Here is a 23,835-nt window from a genome sequence, read left to right as displayed (position 1 = left end):
AGTTAGGCCCGTCGCTCCAGTGAGACCTGTTGCCCCAGTAACGCCCGTTACCCCGGTGAGGCCTGTCGCTCCGGTTAGACCAGTCACTCCTGTGATACCTGTTGCCCCAGTTACGCCCGTTGCTCCAGTTAGGCCTGTTGCCCCAGTTAGGCCTGTTGCTCCGGTTACTCCCGTGGCCCCGGTCGCTCCGGTTCCCGTTATTCCCGTTGCCCCAGTTACGCCCGCCGCTCCGGTAACGCCTGTTGCTCCGGTTACTCCCGTTGCCCCAGTTACGCCCGTCGCTCCAGTGACACCTGTGGCTCCAGTTAGGCCCGTTGCTCCGGTCGCTCCGGTTCCCGTTATTCCCGTTGCCCCAGTTACTCCCGGTCGACCCGGTGACGCCCGTAGATCCTGTTGCTCCGGTTCCAGTTACCCCCGTCGCTCCTGTTGCTCCGGTCGCCCCGGTCACACCTGATAATAATAATTGATATTCAGGAGATGTGCCTGGAGTTCCTGTTGGACTTGCTACCTCAACGCGGTAAATGCTTCCATTGAAAGAAACTAACTCACCAACGACATATGTTGGGCGTGCTTCCGGGTTATAAACGACGACTCCTTCTAACCCGACACCGGTCACTCCTGTTGGACCGTTGGGCCTGCTGGTCCTGTAGGACCGACTGAGCCTGTTGGGCCCGTTGGGCCTGTGGCGCCATTACCGCCTCCACCATTTGTTATGCCTGTTGGAAATGATGAGGTCTCTCCAACAACTCCCGGACCATTGATTAATTGATTGTTCACCTCAATGTCATATTGATTCCTTCTGTCATTTCGTCTGTTATTCCATAAGTGCCATGGAAAATGCATTCATGTACCACCTCAACAATTGAAATATAGTATCCTATGTTGATAAAAGTACGTTTGCTACACAATCAATTTAGTAAAAAAAGGGTACTCAATTTGAGCACCCTTTTTCAAATTCCTTTATAGCCAATCAGGGACAAAAGATCCGAAGTATGCAGATACTGTCGAAAATAGACCTGTAAATAATGCAAGTCCGAGTAAGATCATAATAACTCCACTCGTTTTTTGGATCATCGGTAAGTATCGATTCAACCCGCTAAGTTTATTCAACGATTGAGAGAATATCAATGAAACGAGTAAAAACGGGACGCCTAAACCGATGGAATAGACGAGTAGTAACCCAACTCCGCTAAACATCGTTTCTTCTTGACTTGCCATATACAAAATCGAACCTAGAATCAATCCTATACAAGGTGTCCAACCTGCTGCGAATACGAGCCCAAAGCCGACTGAACCAGAAAAACTCGAGACTTTTTTCGGACCGCGTTTAAAGATGCGGCGTTCTGTAATCAAGGATTGCAAGGAAATGAGTCCCGACATTTGTAAACCAAATAAAATAATGATAATCCCGCCAATTCTTTCAATCAACGTCCCATATAAAGCAAACCATGTACCAATGGCACTCGCTGATAATCCCAGAAGCAAAAAGATAATCGTAAAACCCGTAATAAATCCAACACTTCTAGATATAATGAGTCCTCGGTTGGCATTTACTGCTCCACCCTTCACATCTGTCCCTGTCAATTGGGCAAGATATGCAGGTACCAACGGGAAGACACATGGAGAAAAAAACGTGACCATACCAGCCAAAAAGGCTGCACCTAAAGTTACTTCATCCATTATCTAACCTCCAGTCCAAGCTGTTACTATTATTGTATATCACGACTTGGACTTTTAACCTTGTAAATCTTAGATTGTAACAAATTTATCACTCGTTGCATAAAGATACCCGCACTAGCTGGTGAGATGTTGGCTAGTACGGGCCGGATCATTTATTCATGAGAATCTTGGTTTGTATGAAATTCGATCGCTTCCCTTTCCTGTCCAGAAAGCGTATCTTCATACTGCATACCGTAAAGGCCGAACACAAGAATTGCGACAATTCCTACCGGTAAAAGAGCTTTAATAAATTTCATTGCTTGTTATTCCTTTCTCCCATTGCTGTATTAAACATCTAACGCCGTGGATCAGTAATTCGTTGCACTTGACCTTCTTCAAAATCGGCAACGAGCACTTGCAAACCACCAAAGTAAACGGCCGTATAAAAGGTATCCACATCATGGCCCATGGCTGCTAATTCTTCCATGCTCTCTTCTGGCCAACTTGACTCAACGACAACCTGACGTTCCCCAGTCTCAGGATGTGTCCCATGTGTGATTCTAGGCATGTTCATCGCTTCTTCTAAACTGTCCAGGTGTGCCGAGTAAATAAGAACCTGACTCATGATTTGTGGTATACGATTTCCCCCTGGGCTACCCATCCCGATGACTTCTTGGTTTGCAGGGTCCACAAGCAGCGTAGGTGTAATGAAACTGCGTGAACGTTTGTGACCGGCATACACATTCGGTGAGTTTTCTGTTTGTGCAAAGTTGTTCATATGGTTATTTAGAAAATACCCTTGTTCAACCATCACACCTTCACCGAAAAAGTTGCTTAGCGTATTTGTTGCAGAGACGACCATACCATCAGAATCGGCAATTGAAAAATGTGTCGTGTTGCCTTGGTCATCGGTTGATGCTTCTATTCCTTCTGAATCCCCATTTATCTCATCTAGATCGACTTCCTCAAGTAACCCAGCGCTGTAGGCTTGACTTGTTAATTGATCGGTATTGATGTCAGGGTTTGTCGTTGGGTCTCCGATATTACGCGATCGATCTCGATACGTTTCACGAACACTTTCAATAAATGTGTGGCCAAATAATGCAGATCCAGGTTCCATCTCCGTCAGCCCAGCTGTTTCTGCCATTTGTAATTGCTGAATTAACGTGACACCAGACATCGGTGGCGGTGATGAATAGACGGTATATCCATTAAATTCACCTGAAACTGCTTGACTTTCTAGAACCTCATAAGCTTGAAGATCTTGTACGGTTATGCTGTTTCGATCTCCAGCAAGTTCATTAGCTAATTCCCCGGTATAAAAATCATCAAACCCATTTTCCAAAAGCCGTCTCATCGTTTGTGCGAGATCCTCTTGAACGAGTCCATGCCTTCTTTTATCCGAATGCCTCCAGGATAGAACGGGTCTGCAGATTGTTGATCAATTCTGGCACTTGCCTGGTACAGACGATCTTCCAGCATATCATCAACGACAAACCCATTCTCTGCATAATTTATTGCCGGCTGAAGAAGCTCATCGAGAGACATCGTTGCGTAGTTTTCGTGAACGGTCTGCATTCCTTTAACAAAACCAGGAACACCAGCTAAATTTTCTTGACCTTGTGCTGGTGACATCTCACGGTAATCATAGACCATTGGCGATTCATTCAAATCATCGAGAATGAGCATCGCGCCACCACCACCAATGCCGGAACCATAAGGTTCAACGACACCGAGCGTGAATGCGACCGCAATTGCGGCATCGACTGCATTTCCTCCATCCGCAAGAATCGCTTCTCCAACTTCTTCTGCGTATGGGTGTGAGGCGCTCACTCCAGAGTCTCCAAGATCCACTTGTACGTCTTCTTCATCTTGTGACCCATTTGAATTCCCTGATGGTTCATCCACATTTTCCGATGAATTTTCAGGGCTTGAATCGTCATTTCCTGAGAACATTACAGCCACAGCTAACAACGCAACGGCAGCAATTGACATAAGAATCGTCATTCTTTTCGACAAATCTAACCCTCCCTGACATCTGAATACGATTTTTTGACAGTTTTTTCACTTCCGCTAGTCTACCACATGGCTATGGTTGACTTCGAATATTAAGCGCCCATCTTTGATCTCATACACACTGTCATCAGTCGTATCTTTTGTCAGTTGCTGGAAGATTCTTTGCCTGAAGTACGACTCTCCCGCTCCATTAAGCGGTCTAGGTTGTGACTCATGAATACGAAAAGGCACCAACTCAATTTCTGCACGGCCATCCTCATATAAATGATATTGAGCAAGAGCAGTGTCCCTCGTTCGGGTCCACCCTTGATCAAATATAAAGTTCCCTAATGAATAAAAAATAATGCCATCGTTATAGTGCTCAACAGACTGCAAAACGTGAGGATGATGGCCAATGACGATATCAGCTCCAGCATCAACATACGCTTTCATCAAGTCTTCTTGCCTCTGTGTTGGCGTACTCGTGTACTCAACGCCTATATGAACATGAACAATGACAAGGTCGGCTTCTCCATCAGCCGCCTTAATGTATTCAAGTGACTCCGATGGATCTGACTCTAGAACACCCGAGCGATCGGCACTTGCCCACACATCATTAAAGCCGACTGTAGCAATGGTTAATTGCTCGTCAATTTGCGTGTAGTCAATAAACGGCTGTTGAACGTGACCGACCGTATCCACATTCGATTGTGCGAATTGATCAATGGTATCTTGTAAACCTTTTTGTCCATAATCTAAAATATGGTTATTTGCCAAGTTTACGACGGAAAACCCGGCGTTCTCCATAATATTGATTGACGATTCCGGTGCATGTAAAGGAATTTCCTTATCTGCTTGCTCGTATTCTTCCCCGTCAATAAGTACCGGGTGTTCAAAATTCCCTGTCACATAATCCGCCTCGTCAAAATACGGCATTGCGTAATGAAACAAAAAGTCTGAGCCTCGGTAATCAATGACATCTTCCACGTAACGGCCCATCATAATATCGCCGACAAATGAAGCCGTTAAGCGTGGTTCTTCTTCGTTTGTACTTTCTGCAAGAGACTCTTGCTCTGGCAGTGGCCACCAGTTGGCAGCCATAAGAATGACAAACGTTAAAAAGAACCCCGATGATGCTATGGGGCAACGCTTTTTCCTTATGTTTTTTTGTGTAGGCTAACATCTTCTCTTTGAAAGTAAACTGTTTATCTTCCATCATATCCCTCGCCTATATGAATTCATCATGTCTCGCTTTATAGGAAATATAAAAACGAAACAATGAGGAATGTAATCCCGCTTATCACAATTGTACTCAGTGTCGTAGGCAAAACGCCTTGTCGCTGAAAAGCATTTGCAATCAGACCAGGAACAATCACCCGAGACCTCGAAACTCAACAGTTTCAAAGGGGAAGATGGGGTAAAAGTAGTCAAAGATCATTTTCACAAGAATCCCAACGGTCATCATCGCTGCAAACTTACGTCTACCATAGAGAATCGTTAGCCTACCTACGACTTGCGTGACGATTAAGTATGTGATGAAACTCAAGAAGAAAATCATAACGAGAAACAACAATTGATCAAATACGAGTGCCAAATAACCGGGAACAATGAGTCCCGCTGGCATAATTCCCGTACGCTCTGTGTAAATCAGACTTAACACGACGCCAATGACTAGCGCAATGTATAATTCAGTACCAAACAAACGACGCCCACTCCTTACGCATATACCGGTTTTTTATTGGACTCTAGTTGTTCAATGAGCGGAACGGCTCCATGGTAGTTTCCGATTCCGAACACCACTTGTCCATGTGCAACTTGTTCGAGATATCTCATTACTTGATCCGCATCTTCACCTTCCAAGTCTTTTAGTTCATTAACTTGAAGAAGTCCTTCATCATACGCTTTTTGAACAGGTGCAACCCCTTCGCCGATGAGCACCAGCTTATCGATCTTTATGTTTGGCAACATCTGTTCAGCAAATTGTTCGGTGCGCTCAGGTCGATCAGAGCGACAATTCATGATGATGATCGGTTCTTTTGATGGGTAGCCTAGCGTAATGACATTTTCCCAAATCTTCATTGTTGACGCTGGCTCATTAGCTGAGAAACCGTTGACGAAAAAGGATTCTTCACCATTCTTCTCAAATAGAGGAAAGACACGTGTGACACCGGGAGCAGCTTTCGCTTTCAACATCCCTCGGCCAGCCGTATTCTCATCAATGTTCAATGCACGGGCAACGGCTAATGCCAGCGCTACGTTTTCATGAAAAAGCATATACTCAAACTTTTTAAGGTAGGAGTTCGGTACGGCGTCAGGATCAGCAACGTAAACACGAGTATTTCTCCGTTTGGCTTCTGCTTTTAGCTCCTCAACATAAGGTGAAGGTGAGACAATTAATTTCCCATCGTAAGGATGGTCTCCTTATAAGCATCCACCATATGGTTAAGCGTTGGCCCCATCACTTCCATGTGGTCTTCTACGACATTCACAATGACGGTAATGTTCGCTTGCATCCAACTTTCTTGAAATACTCTTTGGTAATCGGGAGCAACAGCCATACACTCGCTCACAAATACTTCTGCACCTCGGTCAGCCGCCTCTTTCATAGCAATTTTCTGTTCGCGAATGTTCGCACCTTCTGGGCGCCGTTTAATGGGCCGCTCTTCATCGGTGTCCCAATAAAACATTCTTGCTGCTGTACCTGTAATCTTACCGACGGTTTTCCTACCATCTTCCATTAACACACCAGAAATGAGCCGGGTGACCGTTGACTTCCCTCGACTGCCATTAACATTAATCCGTAGTGGAATTTTGTCGACTTCAACTTGATGTTGTTTTTTTTCGTACATGCCCAGTCCGAGCAATCCCAGTAATACCAATCCTGCAAATAGGGTAATCACACTAAGTCCTACTTTCTTCACGCTGTTCCAAACGATTTCCTTGATGAGTATACGTTAATTATACTTGATAATCTAGTCTGTTCCGTTTCAATGCTGTTACAATTTACGTTCAAACTACTACATTCCACAACTATTTTTTCATATATTGTAAAATGTTACAGTTTCTGCTTGTAGTTTTTACTATATTCGTTGCTTTATGCACGTTACATGTATTGTTTTCGTTATCTTGAACCTAGGCAGCCTAACTGGTTTGTCGTTATTTGTTATTTTGCGTTACACTCGTTTTTCTCGTTTGTTCCAAACGGAGAGTGCCATGTTCATAATGAGTAATAAGATGACGAACCAGACGATGGAATAGATCGTTGCCATAATGACATCCGTCGGAAAATGAACACCAAGAATGACACGGCTTACTACCGTTAATAGAGCAAGAATAATGAGGACTGCCCCTGTGGTAATTTGTGCAAGTTTCCCCCACTTCATTACTTCTTTGATAAGATAGATCAATAAAATGGAAATCATGACCGCTCGGAAGGAATGACCACTCGGAAAACTATATGACAATAAGTTTAACGGCTCCCCAATAAAGTCGATTGTCCGCTCTAAGCCACCTGGCCGTTCCCTTTGAATGATCTGTTTTATAACGGTGTTTAAGGCAACGCCTCCAAAAAGGTAGATGGTGCTAAAAAGCATGAACACCCATTCTCTTTTGCTCATTAAGTAAATGAAGAGAACAACGAAAGAGATCATAAAGAATAGCGAATCTCCGTAATGGGTCACCACCTCAAAAAATCGGTATACCCCTTCGCCCCGAGCCCCGGAATGAATTGGCTGGAGGCACGTAAAATTGTTTCATCTAGCCACTGTCCTACAGGTAACATTAAAAATGTGAAACCAATCGTGCTTATGGCGAGCAATAGCACGCCAATCATACGTTTTCCCATCGAATCCCTCTTTAATTTATGTTCTTTTTCTAAGTGTTGGGGAGCTTCCCGCTGTTCCTACAAGGCCAAGAATCGTTAGAAGTACACGTTGCGGACCGAGGTAGCCTTTCTCTGGTCGATACCATTCCAAAAGTGTATGTGCACCACCAGCCTGTCCACCTGCCCCTAGTGTTATTGATGGCACCCCGATGCTCATTGGGTAATTGGAATCCGTACTTGCCGGAGCGGCAAGACTTGGTGCAAGTGCTAGTGCCTCAGTTGCATACCAAGCGGTTTCTACAATTTCGGTTGACGATGACTGACTACCTACCGGCCGATTGCCAATTTGTTCAATTGTATAGCCTACACCCTCATCAGAAGAAAATGCCCATTTACGATTTTCTTCATCTGCTGCTTCTTGAAGAAAACGAAACATCGTTTGTTCTATTGAATCAAGTTCAGGCTCCCCGTTGGATCTAAGATCGATCGCTAACTTCGCTTCTTCAGCTATAGCTGTCGGGATGGTGCCTCCTTCAAACACCCCTACATTAAATGTCGTTTTAGGGTCGGTGGATGGTTCAAGGTCAGCCAGCTTCACAGTCGCCCGTGCAGCTGCATGAACGGCACTCGGTGTACCAAATGCCCCAAAGCTATGACCACCTGGTCCCTTATACGTAACGATGTAGCGAAAACTGCCTGTGCCATTATAAATGATTTCAGTTGGAGAAACAGCATCAATTGAAATAAAACCATCAATGTCCCTATTATCTTTAAAAAAAGCTTTCACCCCGCGAAGATCCCCAGGACCTTCTTCCCCAACTGTACCTCCAAATATTATGTCTCCAGTCGTCTCAATGGCGCTTTGTTGAAATGCGCGAACAAGCGTAAGTAACGCTGCTAGGCCTCTTGCATCATCGGTAATGCCCGGCCCATAGTAAATGCCGTCTTTTTCTGACACTGTTGTATCTGTATCTTTTGAAAAGACACTATCAATATGTGCTGAAACGAACAACGTTGGTCCATTGCCGGTCCCTTTTCTTCGCCCATACACGTTACCCTCTTCATCTTTTTTTACTTCAAGAAGACCTAACTCTTCTAGACATTTTTTTATGTAGTCTGCTCGCTCGTCTTCTGAAAAAGGGGGCGCAGGGATTTGTGCAATCGTTATTTGTTCGTCCAATGTATTTTTATCATCCGCATCGATGGATGACAGCATCTGTTTCACATCATTGTTATTCATTAGAGCATGATACACTTGTTCATATTGAGCCATGAAAAAAACCCCTTTGCCGTTTAGTCCTATTATACGTGAGTACACGCTGATTGTTAACGATTTACCACTGAATAAAAATAGGCCCGAAAAGGATTGAACATTCCTTTTTGGGCCTAACTCGATTGCTTTTCATATGCTTTTGATGTTTGTTGGACGAGTTCATCCAGATCTCTAATTCTTTGCAACGCTTCTTTTTCATCGATCATTCGGTAATGGTGCAACCCATCTGGTTCTTCATTCGCTTCATCTGCTTGACTGACGACCATTTGTAACGGGGTTAATTGCAAATCTCCTGAAGGCAAATAAGAATCCGTGTGCAGTAGAATGGCTAGTGCAATTTCTTTTGCCGATTTTCGGTCTTCTCCGAGACGAATTAATAATTTGTGCGCACGTTCCGCACCCTTTATTGCGTGGATATCATTTTCTTTGTAGGAATGGAAGTTCCACTCACCATCTTCACCGTACCATGTGTAATGTCCGATGTCGTGAAGAAAAGCTGCCTTCACCGCTAGCTCTGGGGGCACATGGCTCTTGCAGGCAAAATAATATGCAGATTCAGCCGTTGAAATTGCATGATCTAGCCTGAGCGCTTGATAAACTTCTTCGCAATTGGATGGGAATAAATATCATAAAGTGTGACGTGATTCATGGTGATCCTCTCCTATTTTTTCATTTAAACGTATCATAAATGACTAGGGTATTTCAAGGAATTTTTCATATAAAAAAGGGATGGACATTGTTTCGCCCATCCCTTTTTTATATTTCTTATTATGCTTCGTCTGTGACACGTACTTCTTTCATTTTGTCCCCTGGCTTAATTGCAAGCACTTCGTCCATTCCACTCGTTACTTGTCCGAATACGGTATGCACGCCATCTAGATGGGGTTGTGCTTCGTGAACGAGGAAGAATTGAGAAGACCCCGTATCTTTACCAGCATGCGCCATTGATAACGACCCTGGAACATGTTTGTGAGGATTTTCTTCCGTCTCACATTTGATCGTAGTGCCACTGCCGCCAGCTCCAGTACCTGTAGGGTCTCCGCCTTGAGCAACGAACCCAGGAATAACACGGTGGAACGTCACATCATTGTAGAAATCGCTATTCGCTAGCTTTTCAAAGTTTGCAACGGTATTCGGCGCTGCGTCTGGATAAAACTCCATTTCAATTTTGTTGCCATTTTCCATTTGGATGTATCCTTTTTTAGCCATCGTATTCCTCCGTTAATTTGGTTTACTGTTCGTCCATGAGTTCAGCAAGTTCAGACCACCGCTCCATCAATGCTTCGATCTGATTGTCCAGCTCGTGAATTTGCTGTTGCAGATCTTGCAACAATAACGCGTCACTACCTGAGCGACTCATGTCCTCTTCTAATTCTGCCTTTTTTTTGCTCTAAGCTGTCAATGCGGCTTTCAATCGTGTTCCAATCTTGTTGGTCTTTGTATGATAATTTTTTTCGTTGTTTCGGTTGTACAGGTTTTGTTTTCTCTTTCTCGGTGTGTTTGGATTCTTTCGCTCGTTCAGCGACCTGTTTCACATAGTCTTCGTAATCCCCCATGAATCGATCGATGTTGCGATCCTCCCGAAACACAAGTAGTCGTTCGGTGACCCGATCCAAAAAGTAGCGGTCGTGGGATACCGTGACGACTGACCCTGGAAAATCTAGCAAATATTCTTCTAGAATACGTAATGTTGGAATATCAAGATTGTTCGTCGGTTCGTCAAAAAACAGAACATTCGGCTCCTCCATTAATACCCTTAACAAATATACCCTACGACGCTCACCACCAGATAGACGGTGAATCAGTGTGCGATGCATCGAGCGAGGAACATGAAACGTTCGAGCATCTGTTCAGCGGTGATTTGCACACCTGATTTCGTCGTAATGACCGATGCACCTTCTTGAATGTACTCGAGCATTCGTTGACTATCATCAATTTCCATTTCACCTTGTGTGAAATAGCCAATCTTCACGGTTTCACCTTGGATGACTTCCCCTTCATCTGGTTGCATGCGTTTCGCTAAAACATTGAGGAATGTCGTTTTGCCACTTCCATTTGCTCCAACAATACCGATGCGTTCCCCCCGGGTAATGAGCTCATTCACATCTTTAAACAGCCACGTCCCCGCCGGTGTTTGTTTAGAGAGATGAACGGCTTCAATCACCTTCTTACCTAAACGAGTGCTAGCCGTCGAAAAAGAAAGTTGCTCTTCTTCTTTTGGACCGGTTTGCGATTTCATGTCATGTATTCTGTCTTTTCTCGCCTTTTGCTTTGTCGACCGAGCCTTCGCTCCCCGATGGAGCCAAGCAAGCTCTCGACGCAAAATGTTTTGTCTACGATCTTCTGATTTGATGGCCTGTTGTTCACGATTCGCTTTTTCTTCCAAATACAATTCGTAATTTCCATCATATTGATATAAATTTCCTTGATCTAGTTCAAAAATGGTTTGCGTTACTCGGTTCAAAAAATAGCGATCATGGGTTACAACTACGATTGCACCTTCGTATTGAAGAAGAAATAATTCCATCCAAGCGATGCTTCTGCGTCTAGATGGTTTGTCGGCTCGTCCAAGATGAGTAAGTCTGCAGATTCAATAAGAGCCCTTGCAAGCGCCACCCTCTTTTTCTGTCCACCAGAAAGTGTGCCAACAAGCGCAGACGGTTGTTTAATCCCGAGCTTTGATAACACCGTTTTCGCTTTCGTATCTGCAGCCCAGCCATCATGGGCGTCCATATTCGCTTGCGCTTTAAACAACGCTTGTTCTGAAGCGTCAGCCCCTTGCTGTAACTCATAGTTTACGAGCGCTTTGTTGTAGTCACGCAACGTTCGCATCACCGTCGACGGTCCATCAAGCACCGTATCTAAAACCGTTTTACTTTCATCGAGTTCAGGTTCTTGCGTTACATATTGAACCGTGAATTTGTTCGCATGATTCACCTCACCATGCTCAGGAGAATCACTCCCATAAAGAATATTTAAAAGCGACGTCTTCCCTGTTCCATTTGCTCCAATTAATCCGATTCGTTGTTTTGACTCTATACTAAATGATACATCGTTTAATAGGATTTTCTCTCCATATGTCTTTCTTAAGGAATGTGCAATAAGTACACTCATAAACGGCCCCTTTCACTCCCCTATCTTACCATACGTAACACAAAAAATAATTCCATCAGTCTGCTTATACTATGAGAAACTTTTTATGATGGAGGTACTTACGTAACATGGACAATAAACGATACCCAGCTGGCGGATTTCCGCCTCAAACGCAAAGCAGGCAGCCAGGTAGTGAAGCCAAGATGGACCCGTTGCCAACCCAACCCGACACCTCATTAAAGCCCAAACGGAATTTACTAGGCAAGACCGCACTGATTACAGGTGGGGATAGCGGCATTGGTCGCGCCGTTGCGATTGCTTACGCTAATGAAGGTGCGAATGTTGCGATTGTGTATTTGGACGAACATGCAGATGCGACTAAGACGAAACAACTCGTTGAAGAAAGTGGCGGAAGTTGCCTAACTATAGATGCTGATCTAACAGACTCAACCGCCTGTAACCAGGCAATTCAAGACACCATTGCCCATTTTGGTGAGTTGAACATACTCGTCAACAATTGTGCTGTTCAATATCCAAAAAACAGTCTCTTAGATATTAGCGACGAACAACTAGAGCTCACGTTTCGCACGAATTTCTATTCTCACGTTTATATGACGCGAGCATCATTGCCACATCTAAAGCCGGGGGACACGATTATTTTTACATCATCGATTAACGCTCATATCGGCAACGAGACATTAATCGATTATACGAGTACGAAAGGGGCGATCACAGCTTTTGCTAGAAGCATGGCCAAATCTCTTGTTTCCCAAGAGATTCGAGTAAATATCGTTGCTCCTGGACCGATTTGGACACCTCTAATCCCTTCTTCATTTGACCAGGATAAAGTCGCACAGTTTGGCGCAAACACGCCGATGGGACGAGCTGGACAACCGAGTGAACTTTCATCCGCATATGTATTTTTAGCCTCAGAGGGTGCCTCCTACATGACCGGCCAAACCATTCATATTAATGGTGGTGATTACATGTCTTCATAAACCATAAAAAAAGCAGTGCCGAATGGGACACTGATTTTTTATTATTGTTCAAAATGCTCATTAATGTTATCAACCATACCTTGAACAGACTCAAGTCCGCCACCGCTTAAGTACCAGAAATCTCCGTCTAGTGGCACGATGTTGTCATTTTGGTAAGCCGCCGTGCGCGCAACAAGTTCATTATCAATGACCTCCGTTGCACTTGCTTCTGCGTCGCTTCCCACTGTTGCCCCGCGGTCAAGAATAAAGATGTAACCTGGGTCTACATCTGCAATATATTCAAAAGAGACATTATCGCCATGCGTTTCAGCGCTAATGTTTGGATCAGCCGCTTCAATGCCTAACACGTCATGGATAAATCCAAAACGAGAACCTTCACCGTACGCACTTGCAGCACCTTCATCAGCAGAAAGAATTAAAGCATCTTCATCGCTTGCTTCTGCACGTTCTTGAATGTCTGCAATGTCGTTATTAATCGCTTCAAGTTGTGCTTCTACTTCATCTTCGGCAGCAAAAATTTCACCAAGAACATGCATATTGGACTCAAATGACTCCATGTAGTTCTCGTTGTCTACTGCTAAGAATACCGTCGGGGCAATTTCACTTAGCTCATCATACGCATCTGACGCACGACCTGAAATGAAAATGACGTCTGGTTGCATCTCGTTGATCAGTTCGAAGTTAGGCTCAAATAAACTACCTACATCTTCAGCTGTTCCTTCGAGGTCTGATAAGTATCCGGGTACGTTATTTGCTTGTGGAATGCCTGAGATGTTGCCATCAATTGCACGAATCGAGTCTGTGATTCCGTTGTCAAAAGAAACAACTGTTTCTGGGTCAACTGGAACCGTAGCCTCGCCGAGCTCATGGTCAATAACAACCTCATCTGCAGAATCTCCATCTGCTGCGTCGTCATCCTCTGTGTCTTCCACTTCATCTGTGCCTGCTGTATCGTCGCCTGTTGCATCAGCGCCGTTTTCTTCTTCCTCAGCGCCTCCACATGCAGCAAGCGCCATTATCATTGATACAGATAGAAACGGTACATAAAACTTCTTCATTATTCATTCTCCTTCATTCTTTACGATATTTCCCCTTTATCGTAACCCTTGCAATGGATTTCGCACTTTCGGTAACGGCTGATTACCTTTGTTTCTCTCTTTTCTATGTGCATAACGTAAGCCCCAAGCCCCACCTCCCTAAGTTTATAAATGCTTACGTGAAGTACACACAAATCTTATTGCAATTCACTTCTTCAATATTGATATCCATATCATAAATGTTCTTTAAAGATGTCGGATTGATAATGTCATGGCAATGGCCTTTTTCAACGACAATCCCGTCCTTCATCGCGACAATATCATCAGAATAGCAAGAAGCGAAGTTAATATCGTGTACGACGATAATAATCGTTTTACCAAGCTCATCACACAGCTGGCGCAGCGTTTTCATAATCTGCACGGAGTGTTTCATGTCTAGATTATTCAGTGGCTCATCCAAAATAATATAGTCCGTATCTTGAGCGAGAACCATCGCAATATACGCACGCTGGCGTTGTCCACCACTCAGTTGGTCTAAATATTTGTCTTGAATGTCACGAAGGTTCATATAGTCAAGCGCATTCTCAACAAACGCCCAATCATCCTTCGTCAGGCGGTTTTTAGAATATGGAAAACGACCAAAGCTTACCAATTCACGGATGGTGAGACGAATATTAATGTTGTTGGATTGCTTGAGAATGGAAACCTTTTTCGCTAGTTCATCACTTTTGTATTTGCCAATTTCTTTCCCTTCAACAAACACTTCACCTGTATCGTGGTCTAGAAGGCGACTCATCATTGAGATGAGCGTACTCTTTCCGGCGCCGTTTGGACCAATAAACGAGGTTAATGTTCCTTTATTGACTGCGACAGAAACGTCTTCAACGACTTTTTTTCCGTCGAAAGCCTTTGAGACATTCTTTACCTCTAGTGCAGCAACTTCAGTATGAACGGTTGGTTTCTCAACTTCTAGCATTTTCATAGCCATTAGTTTTTCGTCCCCCTCAATAAAAGATAAATAAAGTATGCGCCGCCTACGAAATTGATGATTACACTAAGCGGGGCAGAAAAAGCAAACACTCTTTCTACAACTAATGTTCCTCCAACGAGTGCCACAATACTAACAAGAACAGAGGCGATGGCCAGTTGTGAGTGTCGAAATGTTGAAAGCATCTCTCTTGCCACGTTTACAACGAGCAATCCTAGAAACAGAATCGGTCCGACGAGCGCTGTGGACACACTCACCATAATCGCAATAATGATCAAGTATCTTCGTACAACCTTATCATAAGGAATTCCGAGGTTTACAGCATGATCACGTCCAAGAGACAGTGTATCCAAGTATTTCAAATATGGAAACGCATAGATCATTGTAAGTAAAAGAATGATACAAGCGAGCCATAATAAATCTACGTTAATGTTGCTAAAGCTAGCAAACATTCGGTTTTGTATCGACTGGAACTCATTTGGATCAATCAACACTTGCATGAACGTCGACAAGCTTGAAAAGAGCGTTCCAAAGATAATGCCGACGAGCAATAGAAAGTATATATTTTGCTGTTCACCTTTAAAGAGCATCGTATAGAGAAGCAACGCAAAACCAACCATCAGAGCAATCGAGATCATGAAGTTGGTCCCTTGAGTCATTGATACAAGGCCTAACGTTCCAAAGAAAAATACGAGTGATGTTTGAACGAGCATATATAAAGAATCCAGACCAATAATACTCGGTGTAAGGATTCGATTGTTCGTGATTGTTTGGAAGATGAGTGTGGAGAATGCAATTGCCGCACCTACGATAATGATGGCTGCGACACTTCTGCCTCGCCTTGGCAGTGCATAGTCCCACCCTTCCGGAGTGAGTCCGATAAATAAGAATGTAACCGTAAGCACAAGTGACAGGACGCTGAGTATAATAAAGATCCATTTTGTTCTACGTTGCATACGACTTTCTCCTTAGCAGTAAAAATAGGAAGAGTGCGCTCCCAATCACACCTACCATAAGGCCAATAGGAATCTCATATGGATAGATGAGCACACGGCCAAGAATGTCACATACAAGTAAAAAGATCGCCCCGAACAGTGCCGTATGTGGCAAGCTGTTCCGTAAGTTATCCCCGCGCATAATGCTTACAATGTTCGGTATGATTAAACCTAAAAACGGTATAGAACCGATCGTGACAACAACAGCAGCTGTAATTATCGCAACAATAAACAAACCGATGTTCATAATTTGTTTGTAATTTAATCCTAAATTCGAAGAAAAATCTCTTCCCATACCTGCTACCGTAAATCGATTTGCAAAAATAAATGCAATGATAACGAGAGGAATCCCAATGTAAAGAATCTCATAGTTTCCTCTTAATACGAGGGAAAAGCTTCCTTGCATCCACGCATTTAAACTTTGAATGAGATCATATTGATACGCAAAAAATGTTGTAACTGCGCTAACAACACTTCCAAGCATCAAACCAACGAGAGGTACGAAAATGACATTCTTATAGCGAATTCTCTCCAAAATCTTCATAAACAAGAACGTTCCACCTAGCGCAAACAAAAAGGCGACGAGAAGTCTCTCCATCGTACTTGCACCAGCAAACACGATGATGGCAACAAGAATCCCAAGCCTCGCCCAGTCAAGCGTTCCTGCTGTCGTTGGTGACACAAATTTGTTTTGTGTCAGCTGTTGCATAATAAGTCCACATACACTCAAACTGACCCCAACAATAATAATGGCGAGCAGTCGAGGAAAGCGACTAATAAACAGAGTCTCCCACTGTTCATCAGTAAAACGGTGCATATTCCAAATTGATAAATCTTGAACCCCAACGAAGAGGGATATGATTGACAGTAATATAAGTGTGGGTATTAAGTATTTAAGTTGCATCATAATATTCTATCCAAATGACTATAGCACTTTGGTCAACCCTCCTCTTTCAAAGTCCAAGCAATAATGCAAATGAGATTCATTATCAACGAGGGCACTTTTGATTATATCATCTCACCCGAATGTTTCAATGCCTAATTGAGAAAAAGATTCAATTACGCACGAAAAAGTGGTTCACCTTGTCGGTAAACCACTTTAATTCAATGATTCAAAAGCATCATATTGATGAACCTCAACAATACGAAAGCGTTCACCCTGTTGGACAAGCAATAGATCTTCAGCGTGAAATCGGTCTTCTCCTTCTAATTTATACTCGGCTCGAACGATATACGATGTTTCATCGACGTTCATGGCAGTCAAATTCGGTATCGCTTGTTGGATCTGTTCATGAAAAACGTCCCCCATTAGGACTTGTGCATCCTTGACCCGAGGAACACGAATCGCATATCGTTCTGCTAGCTCTTGGTCGGTAAGCGCTTCTTGTTGCTGCCACTCATTCGCAACATATGAAGGAATCGCTTCCCAGTTCTCGTTGATGACTTCACTATAGTATTGCTGAGCAAATTGTTCAGGAGTGATAAGCTTTACCTCATCATCAGTTGAATGGTCTGTCGGTACTGGGGTATGCATAAACAAGTGTGATACTTGCCAGTCATTTTGTTCACGATACAATTGAAGGTCCAACGTCAATTGCACGTCTTCCCCATACAATTCTTCATATGCAGGTCGGTGAAGCGCGCTCGGATTACCACTTCATATTCCACTTGGTTATCTTCAAGATCACCTTGTTGTTCATACACATTTATGCTAGACACATCAGCACTTGCAAATACTTGATATAAACGGTCTATCATCTCTTCATTCGTTTCGATCATCGATGATTGAATGTTCGTATTAAGATAATCCTCATCTGCATCAGCTAACGCTTCCACCACCCGTTGAATGAAACTTTCTTCGTCTAACGCATCAGGACCTTGCTCACTCTCATTTGTTTGCTCTACATCGTCTTCTACTTCTTCAGGGTAGACGTCGACATCAACTTCTTCAGCATCAAGACATCCAGAGATCAGTGTTGTACCGAGAATGAAAAGTAATATACACCTGCCACTTGAACCTTTACTCTGCATCCCACTCCCCCCCACAGATACGAATATTAAGGCTTTAGGTCATTCGTATCTAACAATTCGTCCAGATCTTTTACGGTCAGTGAATGCAACATCGTCTCACCGGGTTGAATAATGTCATTCACAAGTGTTTTTTTCTGGTCTTGAAGTGCTGCAATTTTCTCCTCAATCGTTCCTGTCGTCACAATACGAACGACGTCAACATTCTTTTCTTGTCCGAATCGATGAACGCGGTCCGCTGCCTGTTGTTCAACAGCTGGATTCCACCACAAGTCATACAAAATGACCGTATCCCCGCCAGTCAAGTTTAACCCTGTGCCACCGGCCTTGAGAGAAATGAGAAAGATGGATTTGTCACCTTCATTAAATGCGTCTGCAATCGCAAGTCGATCCTTTACTGGCGTCTTTCCATCTAAATAATGGTAACCCCATTCATTCTGTTGCAATCGAGAAGCAATAATGGCGAGCATTGACGTGAATTGAGAGAAGATCACCATTTTCTTCCCCGACGACAGGCCATTTTCAACGTATGACATGAGAAATTCCATTTTATTCGATGTATGCCCAGATTCATTCATCACTAAGTCTGGATGACAACAGATTTGTCGTAACCTCGTTAGCCCTGCTAGAATTTCAAACCGCTCTTGAGTAAAGGCGTCACGCTGAACAGCCGATTGTAGCTTTGCACGAATTTGTTCGACTTGGGCAACATAGAGCTGCTTTTGAATATCGTTCAATTCCGTGTATTGAACAGACTCTTGTTTCTCAGGCAGTTCTTTTAACACTTGCGTCTTTAACCTTCGCAAAATAAACGGTCGGATCCGATGAGCAATGCGAGTGTTGGACAATTCCATAAATCCTTTTTTTGAAAGAAAGAGATCAGGCATCACAATCGAGAAAATTGAAAAGAGCTCTTCTTTACGGTTTTCAATCGGTGTACCACTCAACGCAAATGCATGCTTCTTGCGGAGGGAACGCACGACTTTCGTTGTTTTCGCTTGTTCATTCTTTAGAAACTGCGCTTCATCAAGGATGAGGTTATCATAAACGGTGTGCTGATAAAGTGACTCATCGCGTTGAACCGATGGATAGGATGTTATATACACATCTGCATGTTCTCTGAGAATGTTTTCACGATCGTCTCTTTTGCCATGAACGATCTCTACATGTAAATTCGGCGCAAACCGTTCAATCTCCTTTTTCCAATTGTAAAGCAATGATGCTGGTGCAATAACTAACGACCGTGCCCCTTCATTCTTTCGAGTGTAATCGGACAAGTAAGCAATCGCTTGAATCGTTTTCCCGAGCCCCATATCGTCCGCAAGTATGCCTCCAAATCCATAGACAGAAAGTGATGACAGCCATTGAAAACCTGTACGCTGATAGTCTCTCATCATTTGATTGACCGGCTCGGGTGGTGCTATTTGATGGTGACCTGGCTCTGATACATCATCAATGAGACGTTTCACTCGCTCATCAAACCGTGTATGTGGTTGATTGTTAAGCTGAAACGCTTTATACAAAGGAACATTCATGTTTGTTTGTATTGGACCATTTTCCCCTACGATTCCAATCGCATGGCGCACATCATCCATTTGCTCAGAAGATAAGTCAACATATTTTCCACTAGACAGCTTTGTAAACGACCGATTTAACCTCATTGCCTGCAATAATTCTTCTGCTTCTGATGAAGAAACATCGGCGAATTGGAAATCAATATCTAGCCAATTCATGCGACTATTGAATTCAATTGAGATGGTCGGATCATCATCTGGATCATACACAAGATCTTTGACACCTTCGGTAAATTGCATCTCTGTATCTTGTTGGAGCTGCTGGACATCATTTAATAAGAAATGGGCGATGGACTCTTCTCCTGATAGCGTGAGTCCATTTTCATTATATGTGAATGGGATGTTCTCAATGACGCTCATAATTTCTTGTTCTTTCTGGATATCTCTTAAAACAATGTCGCCTTCTTTCGTATCTTCTTCAAGCTGATACGGATCGATCTCACGGTCTCCATACCGGAACTGTAAACGAGCTTGTAATTGTTCACCGTCCCCTTCGACGAACAATGTCGCGTAAGCGCCACTTTAACCAAACGATCGGCGATATTCGTTACGTCAACATTAGCGATCTTTTCTAGCTGTGGAAGAATATATGAAAGGAACCGTTCAAGCATCGCTACAGGTACGATCAATTTGCCTTGTTCGCGCTTCATGCGTTTATACATTCTCTCAAAGATGTGTCGCTCAGTTTCGTCTAAGAAATAAACGACCCCCTCTTCCATAAACGCCTCATATTCAGATCCTAAATAGTGAATGTTCTCGAGGTTTTTCCATTCCAACAAAAACTCCGCCCCGTCCTCGGAGGGGTCCAAATCAAACTGTAACGGCAGTGATGCACGTTCGTTCTCGATCCCCTGAAATGGAACAAGTTTTTCATCGATGTATATAAATATAGCGTTCTGGTCGAGCTCTTCCAATAGCTTAATAAGAACAGATCCAGGTAGGTGAATCCTTCGAACCGCCTTTTGAGCGTAGATGAATGACTCTTCTTTGTACTGCATTAACTGGATTAACTGCTCCATAATCCACGCATCAGTTTCCGTAAATACGTGCTCCATCGGTCGGTAAGTGAATGACTTTGTAAAAGGATAACTTTCTCGACGGTGAACCGCTTGCAACCAGCTGAAAATGTGTTTGACGACGTACGCACGATCTACCCCTGCTTTAAGCTCTAGCTCAGCATACCCACCACTCGTAAATAGATTGACTGGGTGAAAGTGGATGTGGTATTCGATGCGCAACGGTTCCCGCTCTGAATGAATGTCACGTTGCATATCGTACAAATCAGCAAAGCTATCAATAAAACGCTCAACTTTCAAAGGATCTGCATTTGTCTTTTTTCTTGCAGTAGGTTCAGCAGGTGTAGAACTGGTTTGATTCCCCCATTGATAAAGCACAGCTACAATATGTTTACAGACGCCCCCGTAACTATTAAATGCTGGACATGTACAGTCGTAGTCCGCTAACATACTCTCGTCTCCAACAGTAAATGACACGTCATAAATATCTTGACCTAGAACGACCGCTGTATAGCGCTCGTCTTTTCCTTCTTGAATCTTCCTTACTCTGCCTTCTGCCACATACTTCTTCCCTCGTTTAATCGTCGCAGGCAATGCATGCGTACGAATAAACTCTTCAATTGCTGAGTGAGCCATGAGTTACCTCGCTTCCTATCCAAAAACACGAAGAAAAAACACACGCTTAGGTAAGAAACCCAAGCCTGTGTACTCAACGATGTTTACTCTGATTTAAATGATTCGACAATTTCATATAAATCATCGTCATTTTCTTTATTTCTTTCGTCTCTAACAAGCCCTGCAATCGATCGTTTTTGGATAATGAATCGCAAGTCTGCCATGAGCTGCACAGTATCCACTCCAGGGTCTGCAGGCTTGTTTACAACACGCAAGCGGTAATTATCAAACTTCGTGTGGTTTAAAAACTTTAATAGACAGTAATAACAGCCTCTTCTCGTTCCTAACTTAAGATAACGATGCTTTATATTCTTCCCACAAATGTTGCATTCGATATTTGGCTTTCGAACTGTGTTTAGTCGTAACGATTCTAATAACCACACCGACTCTTTTGCTATTTTAGCAGTTCTAATCGAAAACCCCTCCTCACAGAGCCTCATGAACACTCAAGTGTTGAACACTCATTCACTACGCTTTGGGATTTTTACTTCTTCAGTATGTGACGAATTGTTTACTTCTAAACTTATAATAACCGAAAGAGAATATCAAGTCATCTGCACTAAAGTAGGATTGCACGAGTAAATGTTGCCAATGCGCATCTGCCAGGTCATTTACGTTCATAAAAAAAGTGCCTCGCCACTGGTGGACAGGCACTTTCGTATGATAGAGCTACTTGGCAGCCACTTCTAAAGAAACATCTACATTTCCACGAGTCGCTTTGGAATAAGGACAAAACTCATGCGCTTTTTCTACCAGTTGTTCAGCTGTTGATTGGTCAACACCCTTAACCGTCACATGAAGTTTGACGCCAAGTTGAAAGCCATTGTCACTTGGGTCTTTCAGCAAGCTGACTTCTGCTCTTGTTTCTGAATCAATTTCTTCTTTGCTCTTCTTTGCCATTAAGTTTAGCGCACCGTCGAAGCATGCTGCATAACCGGACGCAAATAACTGCTCAGGATTTGACGCATCACTCGGTATATCATCTCCGCTAGGCATCGTGAGTCCTACATTAATGACACCATTGTCAGATTTAACTTGTCCTTCGCGACCACCTGAAGCAGTCGCACTCGTTGTAAATACTTTATCTGCCATGTTCATCTCCTCCAATCAGTTCTATCTATTATGTTTACGTTTTCGCTTATTTTTAAACCTCATATTACAAATTCATTGAGTTGTTCATGAATAGACTCATATAGTAGTATAATAAAAGGAATGTAACCGTAAAGGATTGCATTACTGCTAATTCGGGTATGAAGATTGTACGATGCTCAATGAAGGAAAGGTGATTAATGATGAAAAGAACAGGAGAAAAGGTACTAGGTTGGATTGGGGTTGCAGTGAACTTTCTTATTATTGTTCTTACCGCACTGGGAACCGTAGGTATGAGCGCGCTTTTTGGATCGGACCAGATGCAAGCAGAGCTCGAAGCTGATCTTGCAAACGATCCGGCATTAAACAGCGAGGACATTGATATGGTATTAAGCGTGTTCTCCATGTTTTCTGCGATTGGCTGGTTTGCTGTTGTCGTTATGGTTATTGGTATGATTCTTGCCATTATCGGTCTTATTAAAATTAATGGAAATGCCAAAACCGCAGGTATTCTTCTTATTGTATCCGGTGCCCTTATGGTCATTCTCACACTAGGCGGCTCCATCATTCAATCTGTGCTCTTCATTATTGCAGGTATTATGTGCTTGGCTCGTAAGCCAAAAGTCGAACCTGCCGAAGAAACATCAACAGATTATTAAAAGAGCATGAGTAAGGAAAGGGGGCTGTCCCAAAAGGTGTTAAAATAGACCTTGGGCACAGCCCCTTTTTCTATGAATGAGTTTCATATCTTCGATGGGTTCCAGCTTTTCCGGACATTAAGATCATTGTGGTTTATTGATTTTCACTGCAGTAGGATGCTTGCACTCCAGACTACAAGTGCAACATCGGTGGCTAAAAAACAGCCACCGTGTTTTCTAAGCACTCCAGAGTACAAGGGCGACATCGGTGGCCAAAAATCGTCACCGTGTCTTCTAGGCAGCGAGCCTCCTCGGTCTTACGAAGAGGCGATGAAATGTTGAATTTAAAGCCCGAAATAGGTCGGACAGGATCGCTCGCGTGTAGGAGAGGTGTAGAAATTGATACGCTTATTTAGTGAATTCGCGCTTTAATGAAGGAAACCCTGGCAGTGGCTACTGGCTATGGTAAGATTTTTGCCAATTAGCAAGCCGATTTAGCTAAAATCTTACCATTGTGTGTTCCATGGTAAGATTTTCTGTTTCTATGGTAGGATTTGCAACAACTGGGTGCGGAAAAGAAGAGAAATCTTACCATAGAAAATTGCTATGGTAAGATTTCTGCCCAACACTTTACTCAGTGCCCAGAACGAGTGATGGGGAGTACGTTGCAAAGAAAACTTTGAAGACGTATACGAGTATGTTTGCTTGTTTAAATATTATTTACTTTAAACGGTTATATGATGGGATCATGTACATTCGCAATGCGCTATTTTGCCCGAAACCCCACATAGAATGGACCCTTTCGTTTCGGTTAACAAGGAATTTAAAAAATTGATAGGTTTTTTTCTGAATTGCAGTGTTTTGATCGCGGAGCGGAAGAACTCGTTCCAAAGATCATCGATTGGAATAAGATTCACTCATAAGTGACCGTTTTGCCTCATTCTGCTTCCAATC

23 protein-coding genes and 4 pseudogenes are annotated in these 23,835 nt (G+C 43.2%); 2 read left to right on the top strand and 25 right to left on the bottom strand.

Annotation, left to right across the window (positions count from 1 at the left end; all coding sequences use genetic code 11):
• Nucleotides 1-612: 612 nt before the first annotated feature.
• The 14 genes and pseudogenes from JCM19039_RS26940 to JCM19039_RS28270 all read right to left on the bottom strand — a co-directional run bounded on the left by JCM19039_RS26940 (nt 613) and on the right by JCM19039_RS28270 (nt 11,864).
• A complete protein-coding gene (locus JCM19039_RS26940; RefSeq protein ID WP_052399000.1) occupies nt 613-843 on the bottom strand; it encodes a hypothetical protein in 231 nt (76 codons plus the stop codon).
• A gap of 117 nt (nt 844-960) precedes the next feature.
• Nucleotides 961-1,680 carry a cytochrome c biogenesis CcdA family protein gene (locus tag JCM19039_RS20265; RefSeq protein WP_042430747.1) on the bottom strand — a complete coding sequence of 240 codons (720 nt, stop codon included), beginning with the start codon at nt 1,678-1,680 and terminating at the stop codon, nt 961-963.
• Nucleotides 1,681-1,832: 152 nt separating this feature from the next.
• Nucleotides 1,833-1,976 carry a hypothetical protein gene (locus JCM19039_RS24675; RefSeq protein WP_193744316.1) on the bottom strand — a complete coding sequence of 48 codons (144 nt, stop codon included), beginning with the start codon at nt 1,974-1,976 and terminating at the stop codon, nt 1,833-1,835.
• 38 nt (nt 1,977-2,014) lie between these two features.
• On the bottom strand, nt 2,015-3,016 hold the full coding sequence (locus JCM19039_RS26820; protein ID WP_052398999.1) for a gamma-glutamyltransferase: 1,002 nt from the start codon (nt 3,014-3,016) through the stop codon (nt 2,015-2,017).
• Complete coding sequence (locus JCM19039_RS26815) at nt 3,013-3,678, bottom strand: gamma-glutamyltransferase (RefSeq protein WP_052398998.1); 666 nt, start codon at nt 3,676-3,678, stop codon at nt 3,013-3,015. Before JCM19039_RS26815 ends, JCM19039_RS26820 begins: the two co-directional genes overlap by 4 nt.
• Before the next feature lie 54 nt (nt 3,679-3,732).
• Nucleotides 3,733-4,755, bottom strand: a complete 1,023-nt coding sequence (locus tag JCM19039_RS20255) for a CapA family protein (RefSeq protein ID WP_081834662.1) — start codon at nt 4,753-4,755, stop codon at nt 3,733-3,735.
• A gap of 152 nt (nt 4,756-4,907) precedes the next feature.
• Nucleotides 4,908-5,356, bottom strand: a pseudogene (pgsC, locus tag JCM19039_RS20250) (poly-gamma-glutamate biosynthesis protein PgsC).
• 14 nt (nt 5,357-5,370) lie between these two features.
• Nucleotides 5,371-6,503 (bottom strand): annotated as a pseudogene (pgsB, locus tag JCM19039_RS20245) (poly-gamma-glutamate synthase PgsB).
• Between the two features lie 324 nt (nt 6,504-6,827).
• Complete coding sequence (locus JCM19039_RS20240; protein WP_042430745.1) at nt 6,828-7,304, bottom strand: phosphatase PAP2 family protein; 477 nt, start codon at nt 7,302-7,304, stop codon at nt 6,828-6,830.
• Nucleotides 7,305-7,330: 26 nt separating this feature from the next.
• Nucleotides 7,331-7,498 (bottom strand): hypothetical protein, encoded by a 168-nt coding sequence (locus tag JCM19039_RS24670; RefSeq protein WP_193744315.1) that lies wholly within the window; start codon nt 7,496-7,498, stop codon nt 7,331-7,333.
• Between the two features lie 16 nt (nt 7,499-7,514).
• Nucleotides 7,515-8,750 (bottom strand): M20/M25/M40 family metallo-hydrolase, encoded by a 1,236-nt coding sequence (locus JCM19039_RS20235; RefSeq protein WP_042430744.1) that lies wholly within the window; start codon nt 8,748-8,750, stop codon nt 7,515-7,517.
• Between the two features lie 113 nt (nt 8,751-8,863).
• A pseudogene (locus tag JCM19039_RS20230) lies at nt 8,864-9,399 on the bottom strand (HD domain-containing protein).
• A 119-nt stretch (nt 9,400-9,518) separates the two neighbouring features.
• On the bottom strand, nt 9,519-9,959 hold the full coding sequence (locus tag JCM19039_RS20225) for a peptidylprolyl isomerase (RefSeq protein WP_042430742.1): 441 nt from the start codon (nt 9,957-9,959) through the stop codon (nt 9,519-9,521).
• A 22-nt stretch (nt 9,960-9,981) separates the two neighbouring features.
• Nucleotides 9,982-11,864 (bottom strand): annotated as a pseudogene (locus JCM19039_RS28270) (ABC-F family ATP-binding cassette domain-containing protein).
• A 107-nt stretch (nt 11,865-11,971) separates the two neighbouring features.
• Here JCM19039_RS28270 and JCM19039_RS20215 point away from each other — a divergent pair.
• A complete protein-coding gene (locus tag JCM19039_RS20215) occupies nt 11,972-12,841 on the top strand; it encodes an SDR family oxidoreductase (protein ID WP_042430739.1) in 870 nt (289 codons plus the stop codon).
• Nucleotides 12,842-12,882: 41 nt separating this feature from the next.
• Here JCM19039_RS20215 and JCM19039_RS20210 read toward each other — a convergent pair whose 3' ends face one another.
• From JCM19039_RS20210 to JCM19039_RS20175, 11 genes are all read right to left on the bottom strand, one after another.
• Nucleotides 12,883-13,899, bottom strand: a complete 1,017-nt coding sequence (locus JCM19039_RS20210; protein ID WP_042430736.1) for a siderophore ABC transporter substrate-binding protein — start codon at nt 13,897-13,899, stop codon at nt 12,883-12,885.
• 154 nt (nt 13,900-14,053) lie between these two features.
• Nucleotides 14,054-14,866: an ABC transporter ATP-binding protein gene (locus tag JCM19039_RS20205; RefSeq protein ID WP_081834661.1), complete on the bottom strand. Its 813-nt coding sequence runs from the start codon at nt 14,864-14,866 to the stop codon at nt 14,054-14,056.
• On the bottom strand, nt 14,866-15,822 hold the full coding sequence (locus JCM19039_RS20200) for an iron chelate uptake ABC transporter family permease subunit (protein ID WP_042430733.1): 957 nt from the start codon (nt 15,820-15,822) through the stop codon (nt 14,866-14,868). Before JCM19039_RS20200 ends, JCM19039_RS20205 begins: the two co-directional genes overlap by 1 nt.
• The gene (locus JCM19039_RS20195) at nt 15,812-16,765 is read right to left on the bottom strand and encodes an ABC transporter permease (protein ID WP_042430752.1); all 954 of its coding nucleotides are present in this window, start codon (nt 16,763-16,765) and stop codon (nt 15,812-15,814) included. Before JCM19039_RS20195 ends, JCM19039_RS20200 begins: the two co-directional genes overlap by 11 nt.
• A 195-nt stretch (nt 16,766-16,960) precedes the next feature.
• Complete coding sequence (locus JCM19039_RS20190) at nt 16,961-17,461, bottom strand: hypothetical protein (protein WP_152550300.1); 501 nt, start codon at nt 17,459-17,461, stop codon at nt 16,961-16,963.
• On the bottom strand, nt 17,452-17,892 hold the full coding sequence (locus tag JCM19039_RS20185) for a hypothetical protein (RefSeq protein ID WP_042430731.1): 441 nt from the start codon (nt 17,890-17,892) through the stop codon (nt 17,452-17,454). The genes JCM19039_RS20190 and JCM19039_RS20185 overlap by 10 nt, the downstream gene beginning before the upstream one ends.
• A gap of 26 nt (nt 17,893-17,918) precedes the next feature.
• Entirely contained in the window at nt 17,919-19,967 is a 2,049-nt protein-coding gene (locus JCM19039_RS26810) for a DEAD/DEAH box helicase (protein WP_042430730.1), read from the bottom strand.
• Nucleotides 19,850-21,115 carry an SNF2 helicase associated domain-containing protein gene (locus JCM19039_RS23470; protein ID WP_081834660.1) on the bottom strand — a complete coding sequence of 422 codons (1,266 nt, stop codon included), beginning with the start codon at nt 21,113-21,115 and terminating at the stop codon, nt 19,850-19,852. Before JCM19039_RS23470 ends, JCM19039_RS26810 begins: the two co-directional genes overlap by 118 nt.
• A gap of 83 nt (nt 21,116-21,198) precedes the next feature.
• Complete coding sequence (locus tag JCM19039_RS24665) at nt 21,199-21,369, bottom strand: hypothetical protein (RefSeq protein WP_193744314.1); 171 nt, start codon at nt 21,367-21,369, stop codon at nt 21,199-21,201.
• A 277-nt stretch (nt 21,370-21,646) separates the two neighbouring features.
• The gene (locus JCM19039_RS26805; RefSeq protein WP_255343741.1) at nt 21,647-21,775 is read right to left on the bottom strand and encodes a hypothetical protein; all 129 of its coding nucleotides are present in this window, start codon (nt 21,773-21,775) and stop codon (nt 21,647-21,649) included.
• A 48-nt stretch (nt 21,776-21,823) separates the two neighbouring features.
• Nucleotides 21,824-22,246 carry an organic hydroperoxide resistance protein gene (locus JCM19039_RS20175; protein ID WP_042399128.1) on the bottom strand — a complete coding sequence of 141 codons (423 nt, stop codon included), beginning with the start codon at nt 22,244-22,246 and terminating at the stop codon, nt 21,824-21,826.
• Between the two features lie 200 nt (nt 22,247-22,446).
• Here JCM19039_RS20175 and JCM19039_RS20170 point away from each other — a divergent pair, with 200 nt between their 5' ends.
• Nucleotides 22,447-22,902, top strand: a complete 456-nt coding sequence (locus tag JCM19039_RS20170) for a DUF4064 domain-containing protein (RefSeq protein ID WP_193744313.1) — start codon at nt 22,447-22,449, stop codon at nt 22,900-22,902.
• The last annotated feature ends 933 nt before the right edge of the window (nt 22,903-23,835 follow it).

Origin of the sequence: Geomicrobium sp. JCM 19039 (assembly GCF_000698145.1) — a bacterium.
Classification (GTDB): Bacteria; Bacillota; Bacilli; order Bacillales; family Marinococcaceae; genus Geomicrobium_A.
The sequence above is the reverse complement of the archived record's forward strand: the minus strand, read 5'-3'. Positions and strand labels throughout refer to the sequence as shown.

Excerpts from the sequence above, each read along its gene's own strand:
- JCM19039_RS26940 (WP_052399000.1), bottom strand. The coding sequence starts at position 843 with ATGCATTTTCCATGGCACTTATGGAATAACAGACGAAATGACAGAAGG.
- JCM19039_RS20265 (WP_042430747.1), bottom strand. The coding sequence starts at position 1,680 with ATGGATGAAGTAACTTTAGGTGCAGCCTTTTTGGCTGGTATGGTCACG.
- JCM19039_RS24675 (WP_193744316.1), bottom strand. The coding sequence starts at position 1,976 with ATGAAATTTATTAAAGCTCTTTTACCGGTAGGAATTGTCGCAATTCTT.
- JCM19039_RS26820 (WP_052398999.1), bottom strand. The coding sequence starts at position 3,016 with ATGAGACGGCTTTTGGAAAATGGGTTTGATGATTTTTATACCGGGGAA.
- JCM19039_RS20255 (WP_081834662.1), bottom strand. The coding sequence starts at position 4,755 with ATGGCTGCCAACTGGTGGCCACTGCCAGAGCAAGAGTCTCTTGCAGAA.
- JCM19039_RS20240 (WP_042430745.1), bottom strand. The coding sequence starts at position 7,304 with ATGATCTCTTTCGTTGTTCTCTTCATTTACTTAATGAGCAAAAGAGAA.
- JCM19039_RS24670 (WP_193744315.1), bottom strand. The coding sequence starts at position 7,498 with ATGGGAAAACGTATGATTGGCGTGCTATTGCTCGCCATAAGCACGATT.
- JCM19039_RS20235 (WP_042430744.1), bottom strand. The coding sequence starts at position 8,750 with ATGGCTCAATATGAACAAGTGTATCATGCTCTAATGAATAACAATGAT.
- JCM19039_RS20225 (WP_042430742.1), bottom strand. The coding sequence starts at position 9,959 with ATGGCTAAAAAAGGATACATCCAAATGGAAAATGGCAACAAAATTGAA.
- JCM19039_RS20215 (WP_042430739.1), top strand. The coding sequence starts at position 11,972 with ATGGACAATAAACGATACCCAGCTGGCGGATTTCCGCCTCAAACGCAA.
- JCM19039_RS20210 (WP_042430736.1), bottom strand. The coding sequence starts at position 13,899 with ATGAAGAAGTTTTATGTACCGTTTCTATCTGTATCAATGATAATGGCG.
- JCM19039_RS20205 (WP_081834661.1), bottom strand. The coding sequence starts at position 14,866 with ATGGCTATGAAAATGCTAGAAGTTGAGAAACCAACCGTTCATACTGAA.
- JCM19039_RS20200 (WP_042430733.1), bottom strand. The coding sequence starts at position 15,822 with ATGCAACGTAGAACAAAATGGATCTTTATTATACTCAGCGTCCTGTCA.
- JCM19039_RS20195 (WP_042430752.1), bottom strand. The coding sequence starts at position 16,765 with ATGCAACTTAAATACTTAATACCCACACTTATATTACTGTCAATCATA.
- JCM19039_RS20185 (WP_042430731.1), bottom strand. The coding sequence starts at position 17,892 with ATGCAGAGTAAAGGTTCAAGTGGCAGGTGTATATTACTTTTCATTCTC.
- JCM19039_RS23470 (WP_081834660.1), bottom strand. The coding sequence starts at position 21,115 with ATGGCTCACTCAGCAATTGAAGAGTTTATTCGTACGCATGCATTGCCT.
- JCM19039_RS26805 (WP_255343741.1), bottom strand. The coding sequence starts at position 21,775 with ATGAACGTAAATGACCTGGCAGATGCGCATTGGCAACATTTACTCGTG.
- JCM19039_RS20175 (WP_042399128.1), bottom strand. The coding sequence starts at position 22,246 with ATGGCAGATAAAGTATTTACAACGAGTGCGACTGCTTCAGGTGGTCGC.
- JCM19039_RS20170 (WP_193744313.1), top strand. The coding sequence starts at position 22,447 with ATGAAAAGAACAGGAGAAAAGGTACTAGGTTGGATTGGGGTTGCAGTG.